This is a genomic window from Sanguibacter inulinus (genome assembly GCF_013415325.1).
GTDB classification, from domain to species: Bacteria; Actinomycetota; Actinomycetes; order Actinomycetales; family Cellulomonadaceae; genus Sanguibacter; species Sanguibacter inulinus.
The window spans coordinates 53,433-67,924 of record NZ_JACBYE010000019.1; the positions used below are offsets into that span (position 1 = coordinate 53,433).

The window sequence follows — 14,492 nt, forward strand, 5'->3', positions numbered from 1 at the left end:
CCGGCCCGCACGTCCCGAGAGGGACGGCGGACCGGGCCTTCGTGCGTCCTGGCGGGTCAGGCGAAGCCGTAGGCCGCCTTGACGGTGCCGAGGGTGGGGTAGGGCTCGCCGTCGTAGCGCAGGTGCATGCGGCCGTCGTGCTGGTACACGGCCAGGACCGTGATGCTCGGGTCGCACGCGATGGTCGTGCCGCCGTAGAGGTTGACGGTCACCGACGACGTGCTCGGCAGGTAGAACAGCACCCGTCGCAGGCCGCGCGAGTGCCGCAGACCGAGCACGAAGCCGGGCATGCGGTCGTAGGAGACCAGCGGGCGCCGACCGGCGTCGAGCGGAGCGGTCTCGACGCTGCCCTGTCGCATGTCGTCGAGCTCCCACAGCACGTCCATCCCGGTCACGTCGCCGCCGACGACCACCTGGAGGGAGCCGATCGCGCTCTGGAACCTGCTGAGCGCGAGCATCGGCTGACGAGGCTCCAGGCGCCCTGTCCCGGAGACCCGGGGGATCGAGCGGGCCGGCGGCTCGGGCTCGTGGCTCGCCGCAGCCGGGGTGCCGATGCTCAGCCGGACGGCCGACGGCGCGGCGACCGCCGCCGAGGCGTCAGGGCGCCGCGGCGGGCGCCGACGGACGAAGGAGTCGAGCGGGGTGCCGCTCACAGGTCGAAGCCGAAGTTGTGCGCGACGTCGGCCACACCGCCCGCGAAGCCCTGGCCGATCGCCCGGAACTTCCACTCGTTCTGGCGGCGGTAGAGCTCACCGGCGACCACAGCGCTCGTCGCGCCGAGGTCTGCGGCCTCGACCGGGTAGCGGATCACCTCGGACCCGGCCCTGTCGAGGATCCGCACCACGCAGCCGCGGACGCTGTCGAAGGTGCCCGGCTGACGCAGGTCAGGGTTGACGTAGAGGATCAGCGCGATGCTCATGACGTTCGAGGGCACGCGCTGCAGGTCGACCTCGATCTGCTCGACGTCGCCGCCGGGCAGCGACCCGTCAGGCTCGTACGAGACGGCCTCGTCCGGGCTGAGCATCTGGTTGAAGAACACGACGTGCTGCGACGACACGGCGAGGCCGTCCTGGCCGCAGGCGATCGCGCAGGGCACGACCTCGGTCGCCGGTCCGTTGCTCTGCACGACGTCCCACGAGAACCCGACCGTGATGGTGGTCGCGGTCGGGATGTTGTGGGTGACGGAGGCGTTGGCGCCCTTGACGAGCGTGATGGCAGGCATGTGTGTGAGTCACCCAAACTTCTCGCGGAGGAACCGGCCGTTGATCTCGAGCTGCGCGTTGTCGTGCGCGTAGACCGCGGTGACCATCGAGTGCACCCGGCCGTCGAGGAGACGCAGCTGGCTGAGCAGCAGCTCTTCCCGCGTGGCGCGCTCGGCCCGCGACGCCAAGAACGCGTTCACGGTCGAGGGGATGTAGTCCTTGATCATGAACTCGATGGCGATCTGCTCGTCGAGGGTCGGCGGTGCAACGAGCGTGTGGTCGAGCAGCTCGTTGAGGTTGTCGAGCATCGAGAACAGCACGATCGACGCGGGGACCGGGAGCGCTGCGCCGCTCTGCTTCGCGGCGGCGAACAGCCCGCGCAGGTGCCCCTCCATGGTGTCGTGGAAGGGCACCTGCGGCTCCGGCTCGGCGGCCGGCGCCGGGGTGTCCGGGACGGGCTGCGACCGTCGTCCGAACAACCAGCTCATCGGTTCGTCCTCGTCGGTGCGTGCGTGGTGCCGACCCGCTGTGCGGCAGGCGGCGGGGTCAGGAGCGGATCGGTCAGGACGTGATCTCGGGGCGGCTCTGCGCCCGCTCGAGGTACGGCTGAGCCCGCTCGATCTGGCCCTCGAGGGACGTGATCGTCACGGCCATGCTCGACGCGGCCTCGGCACGGAAGGTGTCGATCGCGTCCATGGTCGCGAAGACGTCCTGGAAGGCCTTCTCGAGCTTGTCGATCTCGATGGTCGAGGCCGCGGCCTGGCGGTGGATGTCCGCCGAGGTCGTCTTGAGCATCTCGGCGTTCGAGGCGATGAGGTCGCTCGTCGTCCGGTTGAGCGCGGTGATCTGGTCGAGCACGAGACGCTGGTTGGTGAGCGCCTGGGCGACGATCACGGCTGTGCGTAGCGCGGAGAGCGTCGTGGTGCGGGCGCGGTCGACACCCTTGATGAGCTCGACGTTGTTGGCACGCACCATGTCCATCGCGAGGTAGCCCTGCGCCGAGACTGCGAGCTGGGTGAGGATGTCCTCGCGGCGCTGGCGGACGGCGAACAGCACATCAGAGCGCATGGCCTTCGCGGTGTCGGGGGCGGAGACCTCGACCTCGGCGATCTTCTTCTCGACCGCTGCGTCGAGGCCGCCGAGGAGCACGGCGTACTCGGAGAGCGTGCCCATGGTCGTCCAGAGGTTGACCTTCTCCTGCTCGATCGACGCGTTGTCCTTGCGGAGCTCGTCCTGGCCGGACTCCAGCGCGCGGGTGATCGAGTCGAGCTGCACCTGGGCCGACTTGTAGCGGTCGAAGTACCGGGCGATCTTCGAGCCGCCGGGGATGAAGCCGAGGATCTTGCGGGCACCGGTGAGGTCGGCGCGGTTGGGCGTGAGGTCTTCGACCTGGAAGCGGAGGTCGGTGAGCGTCTTGGCGACCCGGGCCTGGGCGTCGCCGGCGTCTCCGCTGCCCTTCGCCGCGGCGAGGGCCGACGCGGGGCGCTCGAGCATGCGGTTGGACGCGTTGGCTGCGCCCTGGATCTCGTCACGGCCCAGGGTCGTGATCTCGGTGATCTTGGCCTGGAGCTCGGGGCTGTTGGGCGTGAGGGTCGCGAGCTCGGCCGCGTAGGCGTCGGCGGTCGCGGTGAGCTCAGCCTTCTTGGCGTCCGGCACGGGCACCATGCCGCCGACCTGCTCCGGCTGGACCGCGGCGACGGGCGCCGGCGGCTGGAGCACCAGCGATGCTCCGGGAGGGGTCAGGGGGGTGCTCTCGCTCATGGGGACTCCGCTTCGTGGGCTCACTGGCTGAAGGCTGATCGACTCACGACTCTACCGCTTGACGCCGCGCCCCGACGGGGATCCGCATGGGTCCGTCTGCCCACGTCGGAGTGCGGGTGACCGACGGTCGGTGGCAGCTCAGCGAGGAGCAGGTGACAGGAATCCTGAGACGAACGGAGAGCCGCTCTCGAAGAAGTCGCGGACGCGTGCGGCTCGCTGGTCAGCTGGGTCGATCGCGAGGAGAAACCTCTTGATGGCGATCACCGCGGCGTAGGGACCTTGGGAGTCGAAGGCAGGCTCGTGACGTCTCGTCTTGCGCTGGACAGGAGTCTGCACGTCGAGGCGGCGGTGCCAGAGCTGCCCGTGGTGCGCGCAGGTGTTCCGCAGGACCGCGAGACTGTGGACGGTCGACGTGAAACCGCCCCAAGGAACGGAGTACGACGCTGCGACGGCTCGAGCAGCGCGGTCATCTACCAGGTACTCCAGGATCTTGGACATGGAACCGAAGGAGAAGACCTCGAGAGCGACCCAGACCGGGACGGCCGAGTAGTCGTCAGCCACGGCGTAGCGCGCGACCGTCGGACGGCGTGCCCGGCTCAGCTCCCCCTCGAGCTTGTCGAGGAAGGACGAGAGGTGAGGTGTGACCGCCAGGTAGCTCGCTGGGTCCAGGTAGAACGCCTGGTTCCCGTGCTGGTGGGCCAGGTGATAAGCGAACCGGGCACGGAGCGACCGCTCGATCACGCAGAGCGCATCCAGCAGCAGGGCGGACAGCTGCTCATCGTGATCGTGGGCGGCCACGACCGTCTCGAAGGTGGTTCCAGGCTCGAAGGTCTGGCCTGTGGCCGATCGTGGCGAGACCTGAAACTGCCTCGCGTACCCCGAGAGCCTGTAGTAGCTGGAGTTGAAGAGCGTCCGTGTCGCCATCTCTCGGTCGACGACCTCGAGCCCACGGCCCGTCATGAGATCGACCTGCTGGTCCAGGGACAGCGCTGGTTTCATCTCAGACAGATTACACAAAAGGCCCCACCTATTTGAGGAAGCTTTCGCTCTAGCCTTGGTGGGGCGCTGTTGGTGTGAGTCTACAGCGACGGGCGCGGCCGCTCAACGCTCTCGGCCTGCGGACTGGTCACAGACCGGCGGCCTCCAGCAGGCGGAGCCAGACCTCGGAGACCGTCGGGTAGGACGGGACGGCGTGCCACAGACGGTCGAGCGGGACCTCGCCGACGACCGCGATGGTCGCGGCGTGCAGCAGCTCGGCGACCTCGGGCCCGACGAAGGTCGCCCCGACGATCACACCACGGTCCCGGTCGACCACGATCTGCGCCTTCCCTGTGAAGCCGTCGGCCGCGACGGCTGCCCCGGCGACCGACCCGAGATCGTAGGAGAACACGTCGACCAGGTACCCGGCGTCCTTCGCGGCCTGCTCGGTGAGCCCGACGCTCGCGACCTCCGGGCGCGCGAACACGACCTGCGGTACGGCCTGGTGGTCGGCCGTCGCGCGGAAACGGCTCCAGTCGGGGGCGTCGAGCTCGCCCTCGGCGGAGCCGCCGAAGCGCGCGGCCACGACGTCACCGGCGACCCGGGCGTCGTACTTGCCCTGGTGGGTGGTCGCGACGCGACCGGTGACGTCGCCGACGGCGAAGAGCCAACCGCCGTCGACACCCTCGACCAGCATCGCGTCGTCGACGGTCAGCGGGTCGCCCGCCGTGAGGCCGACAGCCTCCAGCCCGATGTCGGCCGTCGCAGGCTTCCGGCCCGTGGCGACGAGCAGCTTCTCGGCCACGACGGTCTCGGTCGAGCCCCCCGACGACGTCACGAGGTGGGTGCCGTCGTCGTGGACCTCGACCGAGGTGACGTCGGTGCTCAGCCGCACGTCGACGCCGAGGTCGCGCAGGGAGTCGGCGACGGCGTCCCCGGCGAAGGGCTCGTTCGCGGCGAGCAGCCGCTCGCCGCGGACCACGAGCGTGACCTTCGTGCCGAGGTCGGCGAAGGCCGTCGCCATCTCGACGCCGACCACACCGCCACCCATGATCGCGAGCGAGGCGGGGACGTCCTTGACCGAGGTGGCCTCGCGGCTGCCCCACGGGTTCGACTCGGCGAGGCCGTCGACGGGCGGGACGACGGGGACGCTGCCTGTCGCGAGGATCACCGCGTGCCGGGCCGTGAGTGTCGTGACGGAGCCGTCCTCGGTCGTCACGTCGAGGGTCTTGGGGCCGGTCAGACGGGCGCGGCCGCGCACGAGCGCGATCCCGGCGCCGTCGAGCCACTCCACCTGGCTCGAGTCGTCCCAGCCCGAGGTGAAGGAGTCGCGCCGGGCCAGCACCTTGGCGGGGTCGAGGGTCCCGGTGATCATCTCGGCGGCACCGGGGACAGCACGGGCGGCCTCGAGCACGGCTCCGGGGCGCAGCAGCGCCTTGGACGGCATGCAGGCCCAGTAGGAGCACTCCCCGCCGACGAGCTCGGCCTCGACCACGGCGACGCTCAGGCCCGTGCGCCCGGCGCGGTCGGCGGCGTTCTCGCCCACGGCACCGGCCCCGACGACGATCACGTCGAAGGTGGTCTCGGTGGTCTGGCCGTGCTGGTGCTCGGTGCTGGCGCTCATGCGGGTGCTCCTCGTGTCGGTGGGCTCTGCCCATCGTCGCCCCTCGGGGCGAGCAGCGCAGCCCGGAGGAGGCTGCCCGACCCGCTCGCCTCAGCCATGCTCGCCTCAGCCGCGCTCGCCTCAGCCGCGGCCGGCGAGCCCGGCGCGGAAGGCGAGGACCACCATCTGCGTGCGGTCGCGCACGTCGAGCTTGGACATGGCGTGCCCGAGGTGCGTCTTGACGGTGTGCGGCGAGATGTGGAGCTCCCGGGCGATCTGCAGGTTGTCCAGGCCAGCGGCGGCGTGCTCGACGATCGTGCGCTCGCGGGGGGTGAGGCTCGCGACGCGTCGCTCGACGTCCGGGTCGACGGGCTGCGGGGCGGGGACCCGGGCGACGTGCTGGACGACGGCCCGGGCGGCGGTCTGCGAGAGCGACACCCCGCCCGACGCGACGCGGCGCATCGCCTCGACGAGCTCCGAGGGCTCGGCCACCTTGCTGAGGAACCCGTCGGCCCCGGCCTGGACCGCGCCGAGGACGTCGGGGTCGTCGTCGAAGGTCGTCAGGACCAGCACCCGCGTCCCGGCGAGATCGGGCCGGGCGCGGATCGCCCGGACCGCGGCGGTCCCGTCGAGGACGGGCATGCGCAGGTCCATGAGGACGACGTCCGGGCGCAGGGCCACGCACATCTGCACGCCGGCCTCGCCGTCGGCGGCCTCCCCGACCACCTCGAGGTCGTCGACGGTCTGCAGGATCCCGCGGATCCCGGCCCGGATCATCGCCTGGTCGTCGACCACCAGCACCGTGGCGCGTCGGTGGGTGCCTGCTGCTGGCCCGGTCATGCGGTCTGCCTCGTGCTCTCGGTCGGGAGGTCGACGACGACCTCGAAGCTGTGCGGGGTGTCCTCGACACGCAGGCGCCCCCCGGCGGCTGACACACGCTCCTGCATCCCCACGAGGCCGAAGCCCGTGCTGGCCGAGCGGGGGTCTGCCGCACCGGGCCAGGCGTGGCCCCGCCCGTTCGTCACGCGCACGGACAGCATCGTCTCGTCCTGTCTGACGCTCACGTCGACCGAGCCGTCTCCGTACCGGACCGCGTTGGTGAGGGCCTCCTGCAGCACCCTGTAGACGGTCACGTCGACGGCCTGCGGGAGGTCCCCAAGACCGACCTGCTCCGCGTAGGAGACCCGGACGCCAGAGGCGCGGACCGACCTCACGAGGTCGGGGACCGCGGCCATGCCGGGCACCGTCGTGTCGGCACCTGTGCCGCCTTCCTCGCGCAGGACGGTGAGGACCTGCTGCATCTCGCCCACGACGGTCCGCGCGGCGGTCCGGATCGCACCGAGCGAGGCCGCCGCGTCGTCGGGGGAGGATCGCAGGTTCCGCTCGGCCGCACCGGCGTGGATCGCGATCACCGCGACTGTGTGCGCGACGGCGTCGTGCAGGTCGCGGGCGATCCGCAGGCGTTCTTGGGTCAGCCGCCGGCCGACCTCGCGCTCGCGGTCCCGCGCCTCGGCGCGCCGTGCTGTCTCGAGGGCAGCGACGTGGTCGCGCTGCGCCCGGACGGCCAGCCCGGCGCCGAGCACGGCGGCGGTCCAGGTGAGGAGCGCGAAGGTCAGCAGGTCGATGACCGAGTTCGACTGGGCGAGGACGCTCTGCCCGACGAGCGTGACGGCGAGCGCACCGGCCGCCCCCGCCGCGACCCGTCGGTCGCTGCGCAGCGCGACGCTGAAGAGGCAGGTCTGGGCCATCACCCACAGAGCCAGCGTCGCCCAGGTCGCCTCGGGCCAGCCGAAGCCGCCGACGGCGCTCGCGGCCGTGACGAGCACGAGGGCGAGGGCCGGCTGGCGGCGCCGGAGCACGAGTCCGACAGCCGCGACCCCGAGGGCGGCGAGCGCCCCGGGCGGGACGGGCTCGGCGCGCCCGACGGCGGACACCACGGCGATGACGCTCACGACGTCGAGGACGCCCTCCCAGAACCGGGTCGGGCGGATCTGGGGCAGGGCTGCTCCGCGGGGCGTCGATCTCGGCACGGGCACTACCCTCCCACCTCCTGCCACGACGGGCTGTCGGGCCGGGCTCGGCGAGCCCCCGTGGTGCCAGACGGGTCACCAGGCTCCTCGAGGGAGCGCCCCTCGGTGTCGAGGTCGGGCAGCACCCGTCCGAGCCAGCGCGGCAGCCACCACGCGGACTCGCCGAGCAGCGCGAGGACTGCCGGGACGACGATCATCCGGACGAGGAAGGCGTCGGCCAGCACCCCGACCGTGAGGGCGAGGGCGATCGAGCCGACGAGCGGGTCCAGCCCGAGGGCGAAGCCGCCGAAGACGGCGGTCATGATGGTCGCCGCCGCGGCCACGACCCCGGCGCTGCGCCGGAACCCGTCGACGACGGCGTCGGCTGGTGCCATGCCCTTGCGGTGCGCCTCGTGCATGCGGGACACGAGGAACACCTGGTAGTCCATCGCGAGGCCGAAGAGGATCCCCACCACGAGGATCGGCAGGAGCGACGGCACGGGGTCGCCCTGCGGTGCCTGGATCACCGCGTCGAACCAGCCCCACTGGAACACCGCGACCATCACGCCGAGACCTGCGCCGAAGGACAGCAAGAACCCGGCCGTGGCGACCACGGGGACCAAGACCGACCTGAAGAGCAGCACGAGCAGCACGAGGGAGAGGCCGACGATCACGAGGAGATAGGTCACCAGGGCCGTCGAGAGGAGCGCGTCGATGTCGAGGCCGAAGGCCGTCGTCCCGGTGACCGACAGCTGCACGCCGTCGACGCCTGTGGCGCGGATCGCGGCGACGAGGTCCTCGGTCGCGGGGTCGAGGGGACCCGTCGCGGGGACCACAGTGACGATCGCCGCGCTCCCGTCGGGGGCGGTCTGCGCGTCGGCGACCGAGGCGGCTCCGTCGAGCCCCGCGAGCATCGTCTCGACCTGGGGGAGCGCCGTCGCGAGGTCGGCGCCGTCGGGCTCGACGAGCACCACGAGCGGGCTCTGCGCACCCGGCCCGAAGGCCTCGGCGACGAGGTCGTAGGCGGCCCGCTCGGTCGAGGCCGGGTCGCTGCCACCGGGTGTCTTGAGGGCTGTCTGGAGGGAGAGCACAGGCACGGCGAGCACGACGAGCAGGACGACGGTCGGGACGAGCGCGAGGAGAGGACGCCTCACGACACCGTGACCCCACCGCTCGAGGAGCCCGCGCCGCGCGGGACTGCTGGTCGTGGTCGCGCCGGGCAGAGGTGCGTTCCGCTCGGACCGCGGGAGGACCCGGCGGCCCGCCCACGACATGAGGCCGGGCAGCAGCGTGAGCGCCACGAGCACGGCGACCAGGACGGCGAAGGCCGCGGCGAGGCCCATCTCGGTGACCGTCGGGATGCCGACCACGGACAGCCCGACGAGCGCGATGACCACGGTCGACCCTGCGAAGACGACCGAGGTGCCGGCGGTCCCCACGGCGTGGCTCACGGCGTCGTCGACGGCCCGGCCCTCGCGCAGCTCGGACCTGAACCTGGCCAGGACGAAGAGCCCGTAGTCGATGCCGACGGCGAGCCCGAGCATGATCGCGAGGATGGGGGTGATCGACCCGATCGGCGCCGCCGCGGAGAAGGCGAAGACGCCGAGCGTCCCGACGAGCACACCGAGCAGCGCGACGAGCATGTTGGCCCCCGCGGCGACGAGCGAGCCGTAGGTGAGCAGCAGGACGAGGAAGGCGATCGCCGCGCCGACGGCCTCGGTCGGCCCGACCAGCTCGACGGGCTCGACGAAGACCGACCCGCCGACCTCGGCCGTCAGACCCGCAGACCTGGCCGAGGCGGCCAGCGCCTCGACGGCGTGCTGGGCCTCTTCGGCCTCCGCGTCCGACAGCCCTGAGAAGGCGATCGGCACGATCGCCGTCGTGAGGTCGGGGGAGACCGCCGGGGCGGAGGGGTCGAGGGGGTCGCCGACAGTCGCGACTGACGGCAGCGCGCGGGCCTGTGCGACGAGGGACTCGACGGCAGCCGCAGCGTCGCCTGTCGAGATGTCGTCCGCGACGAGGACGAGCTGGAGCTCCGAGGTGTCGTCGGCCCCGGGGGCCGTGAACCGCTCGTCGACGATGTCGAGAGCCCGCCCTGACTCGGTCTCGGGCAGCCCCTCCTCGTCGGTCAGCTGCGCACTGGTCGCAGCGACGGCTCCGAGGCCGACGAGGACGACCAGCCAGACGACCAGGAGCAGACGACGGTGCCGGGCGCTGAACGCTCCCAGCCTGAAGAGCAGGCGAGCCATGAGGGTCCTCTCAGACGACAGGCCCGAGCTCTGGTCGAGGCGGGCTCCCTCCAGCCTGTCTGCGAGGTGGCGACGGGGCGTCGCCCGTCTGGGGGCTCTCTTCTCACCTGTCTGGGGGAGACAGGACGGGCATCTCGCCCAGAGAGGGCTGTGTCGACAGCGGTCGCGCTCGCGGCAGTGCCCGTCGTCATGCCTTCAGCCGAGCTTCAGCCCGGACCCGGCACACTGTGGACCGGAGGTGTGGCCCAGATGCGGATCTTGGTGGTGGACGACGAGGCTCGGCTGCTCGACGGCGTGCGGCGCGGGCTCGAGGCCGAGGGCTTCGCGGTCGACGCGGCGGCGAACGGTGTCGACGGGCTGTGGATGGCCCAGGAGCACAGCTACGACGCGATCGTCCTCGACATCATGATGCCCGGCATGAACGGGTACACGGTGTGCGAGAGGCTGCGGGCCGAGGGGGACTGGACCCCGATCCTCATGCTCACCGCCAAGGACGGTGAGTGGGACGAGGTCGAGGCCCTCGACACCGGCGCCGACGACTTCCTCAGCAAGCCCTTCTCCTACGCTGTGCTCGTCGCGCGGCTGCGGTCCCTCGTCCGGCGCGGCGTCCGTGAGCGGCCCGTCGTGCTCGAGGCCGGCGACCTGCGGCTCGACCCGGCGACCAAGCGCGTCCAGCGCGGCGGCACCGAGATCGAGCTCACCTCGCGCGAGCTCGCCGTCCTGGACTACCTCATGCGGAACGTGGGCGACGTCGTCTCGAAGCGCCAGGTGCTCGAGAACGTGTGGGACGTGGACTTCGAGGGCGACCCCAACATCGTCGAGGTCTACGTGCGACACCTGCGCAACAAGGTCGACAGGCCCTTCGGCCGTGCGTCGATCGAGACGCTGCGCGGCTCCGGGTACAGGCTCAGCCGTGGGTGAGCAGATGGTGGGGCGCAGCCGACGACGCCCGTGGCGCGCGGTGCGCGCCCGCGCAGCGCTCGGGGCGGCGCTCGTCGTCGGTCTGTTCCTCGTCGTCGGGTCCTTCGTCTTCGTCGCGCTGCTCTCGGTCTCCCTGCACGGCGGCGTCGCGCAGAGCGCGTCCTCCGAGGCCGAGGTCGCCGCGGCGCGCGTCGAGCAGTCGGGGACGGCCCGCCTGCCCGAGTCTGACGACCAGCTCCTCGTGCTCGTCGACGCGGACGGGCAGGTGCTCGAGAGCAGCGACGACGAGATCGAGCTGCCCTCGCCGGTCCCGTCGGGCGACACCGTCGACGCGACGGTCGACGACGAGCACGTGCTCTTCGCCGCCGAGGACGTCGAGGTGGACGGTCACGAGCTCAGGGTCCTCGCCGGGAGGTCCCTCGACGACGTGGACGACGCCGTGAGCACAGTCGCGGCGCTGCTCGCCGTCGCCGTCGTGGTCCTCGTCGTGCTGGTCGCGGTCACCACCCGGGTGGTCGTCGGCAGGGCCCTGGCACCCGTCGAGCAGATCCGCCGCGAGGTCGCCGGGCTCGAGGCCGGCGAGCTGCACAGGCGGGTCGAGGTGTCCCCGGCGGGCGACGAGGTGAGCCGGCTCGCCGAGACGATGAACGAGATGCTCGCCCGCCTCGACCGCGCCCAGGCGGCCCAGCGCAGGTTCGTCTCCGACGCCTCCCACGAGCTGCGCTCACCGCTCGCCTCGATGCGCCAGTACGCCGAGGTGGCCGTCGCGCACCCGGACCGCGTCGAGGTGACCGAGCTCGCCGGGACCGTCCTCGCCGAGGGGGCGCGCGTCCAGGACCTCGTCGACTCCCTGCTGCTGCTCGCCAGGCTCGACGAGCGCTCGCGGCACGGCGCAGGCAGGGCGGTCGACCTCGACGACCTGCTGCTCGCAGAGGCCTCCAGGGTCCGGGCGCTCGGCGTGGTCCGGGTCGACGCCTCGGGGATCAGCGCCGCCCAGGTGCAGGGGGACGAGACGATCCTCGCGCGGGTGGTGCGCAACCTCGTGGACAACGCCGTCAGGCACGCCCGGTCGACCTTGACGATCTCCTCGTCGGAGGCGCACGGCCGGGTCCGGCTGGTGGTCGAGGACGACGGTGCGGGCATCGCGCCGCAGGACCGCGGACGGGTCTTCGAGAGGTTCGTGAGGCTCGACGAGGCACGTGCCCGCGACGACGGCGGCTCAGGGCTCGGGCTCGCGATCGTCGCCGACGCCGTCAGGCTGCACGGCGGGAGCGTCGAGGTCGAGACCGGCACGGCGGGCGGGGCGCGCTTCGTGGTGACGCTGCCTGGCGTCGCGCCTCCCGCCTAGCATGTGGCCATGGGCCTCCACCTCGACGCGACCGCCGCGCTCCTGACCGCGGGATGGGTCCGTGACGAACCGCTGCGGTCGGGTGCCGCCGTGGTCCCACCTCCGCTGGTCGGGGCGGACGACCAGCTCCTCACGTGGGTGGGCTCGTTCTCCGTGCTCGCCAGCCCGGACGACACCGTGTGGTTCCTCTCGGCGCAGGACTACGCCGGTGGGGTCGGCATCAGCGACGAGGCCTTCCCGTGGGACGCCTTCAGGCACGAGAGTCTCGAGGCAGCGTCCGGACCAGCCGAGCGCGCTGCCGTCGACGCGTTCTGGGCCAGTCATCTCCCGATCCTGCTGTCGGTGCGCGACGGGCACGAGTACCTGGCGATCGCCCCGGACGGTCAGGTGGTCCGTGGGGGAGAGCCCGAGCTCGAGGAGGTCACGGTCGTCGCGCCCGACCTCCAGACTCTGCTCCGGGACGTGGCGGCAGGTGTCAGTACCGCGGACCCGTTGACCGACGCGCTGCTCGGGACCGTGGGTAGTGCGCGGCCTGGCCGCGAGCCGTAGGTCGTCACTCGTCCGACCTGCTGCAGCTCGCTTCAGGCTGGCTTCAGCACCCCCTCGGCAGACTGCGGGCATGGACACGAACCGCACCCCCGAGAACCCCGAGACCCCCCAGAACCCCGGTCAGGACGACCGGACGGCCGCTGTCGAGACGACGCCACCAGCGCCGACCACGCTGCCGTCTGCCTCGGCCGCTCCCCAGCCGCACGCCGCGGAGCCGCCCGCGACGCCGGCACCGGCGGGTCCGGCCGCGACAGCTCCACCCGTGGCGAAGACCGCCGCGTGGCGCCGCAAGCCCGTGTGGGTCGCGGCGGCCGTGGTCGCCCTCGTGGCCGGCGGCGCCGGGGTGGCCTACGCGGTCGACGAGCTGGGCGACGACGACGACAGCTCGTGGAGCGCCTCCGACGAGCGTCAGGCGGACGACCTCGACAGGGACGACCGCGACGATGAGCACAGTGACGACTACCGCAGCGACGACGACCGCGACTCCCGCGGCTCTGACCACCGCAGCGACGACCGCGACGACCGCGACGACGACGGACAGTCCCCGGCCGCGCCCGGCGACGGCTCTCGCGACGACGACCAGCGCGAGCGCCGTGACGCCGACGACGTCCCCCTGACAGACGCCGAGGTCGCCTCGGCTACCGACGCCGCGCTCGCGGAGGCGGGCGGCGGCACCGTGACCGACGTCGACCGCTCCGACGACGCCGACCACGCCTTCGAGGTGGACGTGCTCCTCGCGGACGGAGATGAGCTCGAGGTCGAGCTCGCCGACGACTTCACGGTGGTCTGGACCGAGCTCGACCCGGCAGACCGCGGCTGAGCACCGTGGTGCCCAGCCGCGTCAGCCCTGTCAGCCCTGTCAGCCCTGGTCGGGCCTGACGCCGAGCAGCTTGAAGGTCGCGCCCGTCGGGTCGGCGAGCGTCGCGAGCCGCCCGTAGGGGGTGTCCTCGGCCTCGTCCACGACGCTCCCGCCGTGCTCGACCGCCAGCGCGACGGTCGCGTCGACGTCGTCGCTCCCGAAGTACACGGCCCACGAGGCGGGGACACCCTCGGGCAAGAATCTCGAGCCGTCCATCATCCCTGACTCCTCGTGGCCGTCGACGACGTTCATGCTGTAGCGGAAGTCGTCGGTGTCGCCCTGGACCGCGACCTCCCAGCCGAAGACCGTCGTGTAGAAGCCGAGGGCCGTGGCGTAGTCGCGGGTGATGAGCTCGTGCCAGGCGGGGGCGCCGTGCTCGCGTGCGAGCTGGAACCCGCTGTTGTCCCCGGGCTGCCACGTCGAGAACATGGTCCCGGTGCTGTCGAGGAACACCGCCATGGTGCCCTGCACGTCGACGGTCATCGGCTCGACGATCACGCGTCCGCCGTTGTCCTCGACCGCCGCGACGGTCGCCCCGGTGTCGGAGACCGCGAAGAACGTGCCCCACCCATCGGGGAACCCGGACCCCGCGGGGTTCTGCATCATCCCGGCGATCCGCGCCCCGTCCTTCGAGAACGTCACGTAGCCGCCGTACTCGGGCGGTCCGACGAAGGCCTCCCAGCCGAAGAGGGTGCCGTAGAAGTCGATCGCCTTCGCGGTGTCGGCGCTGGACAGGTCGATCCAGATCGGTGCGCCGAGCGGCGCGCGGTCCCGTGCAGGCATGGTGTGCTCCTCGCTGAGGCCTCCCGAGGACGGCCGCCCCCGGGACCACCCGTGGGCCGAGCGGTGCGGGCGGTGTGCTCCCAGGCTAGGAGCGCCGGGGCGGGGCGTCTTCTCCGAACTTGCTCAGCACGTCAGGAGCCTGTCCGGCGGACGGCGGAGAGGCGGGCAGCAGAGAGGGCGACGGCAGAGAGGGCGACGGTCACCCGGTGCGGGTGACCGTCGCCCTCGTG

At 72.2% G+C, this 14,492-nt stretch carries 14 protein-coding genes; 4 read left to right on the top strand and 10 right to left on the bottom strand.

The window, feature by feature from the left end; all coding sequences use genetic code 11:
* Window positions 1-56 precede the first annotated feature (56 nt).
* The 9 genes from HZZ10_RS09520 to HZZ10_RS09560 all read right to left on the bottom strand — a co-directional run bounded on the left by HZZ10_RS09520 (window position 57) and on the right by HZZ10_RS09560 (window position 9,802).
* On the bottom strand, window positions 57-653 hold the full coding sequence (locus HZZ10_RS09520; protein WP_179913320.1) for a hypothetical protein: 597 nt from the start codon (window positions 651-653) through the stop codon (window positions 57-59).
* Entirely contained in the window at window positions 650-1,222 is a 573-nt protein-coding gene (locus HZZ10_RS09525) for a TerD family protein (protein ID WP_056134457.1), read from the bottom strand. Before HZZ10_RS09525 ends, HZZ10_RS09520 begins: the two co-directional genes overlap by 4 nt.
* A 9-nt stretch (window positions 1,223-1,231) precedes the next feature.
* Window positions 1,232-1,690 carry a hypothetical protein gene (locus HZZ10_RS09530; protein WP_056134454.1) on the bottom strand — a complete coding sequence of 153 codons (459 nt, stop codon included), beginning with the start codon at window positions 1,688-1,690 and terminating at the stop codon, window positions 1,232-1,234.
* A gap of 73 nt (window positions 1,691-1,763) precedes the next feature.
* A complete protein-coding gene (locus HZZ10_RS09535) occupies window positions 1,764-2,963 on the bottom strand; it encodes a toxic anion resistance protein (RefSeq protein WP_179913321.1) in 1,200 nt (399 codons plus the stop codon).
* Window positions 2,964-3,101: 138 nt separating this feature from the next.
* Window positions 3,102-3,962 (bottom strand): Abi family protein, encoded by an 861-nt coding sequence (locus HZZ10_RS09540; protein WP_179913322.1) that lies wholly within the window; start codon window positions 3,960-3,962, stop codon window positions 3,102-3,104.
* Window positions 3,963-4,089: 127 nt separating this feature from the next.
* A complete protein-coding gene (locus HZZ10_RS09545) occupies window positions 4,090-5,565 on the bottom strand; it encodes a dihydrolipoyl dehydrogenase family protein (RefSeq protein WP_179913323.1) in 1,476 nt (491 codons plus the stop codon).
* A 120-nt stretch (window positions 5,566-5,685) separates the two neighbouring features.
* Window positions 5,686-6,384 (bottom strand): response regulator, encoded by a 699-nt coding sequence (locus HZZ10_RS09550; RefSeq protein WP_179913324.1) that lies wholly within the window; start codon window positions 6,382-6,384, stop codon window positions 5,686-5,688.
* The gene (locus tag HZZ10_RS09555; RefSeq protein WP_179913325.1) at window positions 6,381-7,574 is read right to left on the bottom strand and encodes a sensor histidine kinase; all 1,194 of its coding nucleotides are present in this window, start codon (window positions 7,572-7,574) and stop codon (window positions 6,381-6,383) included. The genes HZZ10_RS09550 and HZZ10_RS09555 overlap by 4 nt, the downstream gene beginning before the upstream one ends.
* Before the next feature lie 5 nt (window positions 7,575-7,579).
* Entirely contained in the window at window positions 7,580-9,802 is a 2,223-nt protein-coding gene (locus HZZ10_RS09560; RefSeq protein WP_179913326.1) for an MMPL family transporter, read from the bottom strand.
* 249 nt (window positions 9,803-10,051) lie between these two features.
* Here HZZ10_RS09560 and HZZ10_RS09565 point away from each other — a divergent pair, with 249 nt between their 5' ends.
* From HZZ10_RS09565 to HZZ10_RS09580, 4 genes are all read left to right on the top strand, one after another.
* Window positions 10,052-10,723, top strand: coding sequence for a response regulator transcription factor (locus tag HZZ10_RS09565; protein WP_179913333.1), 672 nt, complete (start codon window positions 10,052-10,054; stop codon window positions 10,721-10,723).
* Window positions 10,716-12,071, top strand: a complete 1,356-nt coding sequence (locus HZZ10_RS09570) for a sensor histidine kinase (RefSeq protein WP_308507542.1) — start codon at window positions 10,716-10,718, stop codon at window positions 12,069-12,071. Before HZZ10_RS09565 ends, HZZ10_RS09570 begins: the two co-directional genes overlap by 8 nt.
* 9 nt (window positions 12,072-12,080) lie before the next feature.
* Window positions 12,081-12,620: a hypothetical protein gene (locus tag HZZ10_RS09575; protein ID WP_179913327.1), complete on the top strand. Its 540-nt coding sequence runs from the start codon at window positions 12,081-12,083 to the stop codon at window positions 12,618-12,620.
* Window positions 12,621-12,690: 70 nt separating this feature from the next.
* Window positions 12,691-13,440, top strand: coding sequence for a hypothetical protein (locus HZZ10_RS09580; protein WP_179913328.1), 750 nt, complete (start codon window positions 12,691-12,693; stop codon window positions 13,438-13,440).
* A 39-nt stretch (window positions 13,441-13,479) separates the two neighbouring features.
* Here HZZ10_RS09580 and HZZ10_RS09585 read toward each other — a convergent pair whose 3' ends face one another.
* Window positions 13,480-14,262: a VOC family protein gene (locus HZZ10_RS09585; RefSeq protein ID WP_179913329.1), complete on the bottom strand. Its 783-nt coding sequence runs from the start codon at window positions 14,260-14,262 to the stop codon at window positions 13,480-13,482.
* Window positions 14,263-14,492: the final 230 nt, after the last annotated feature.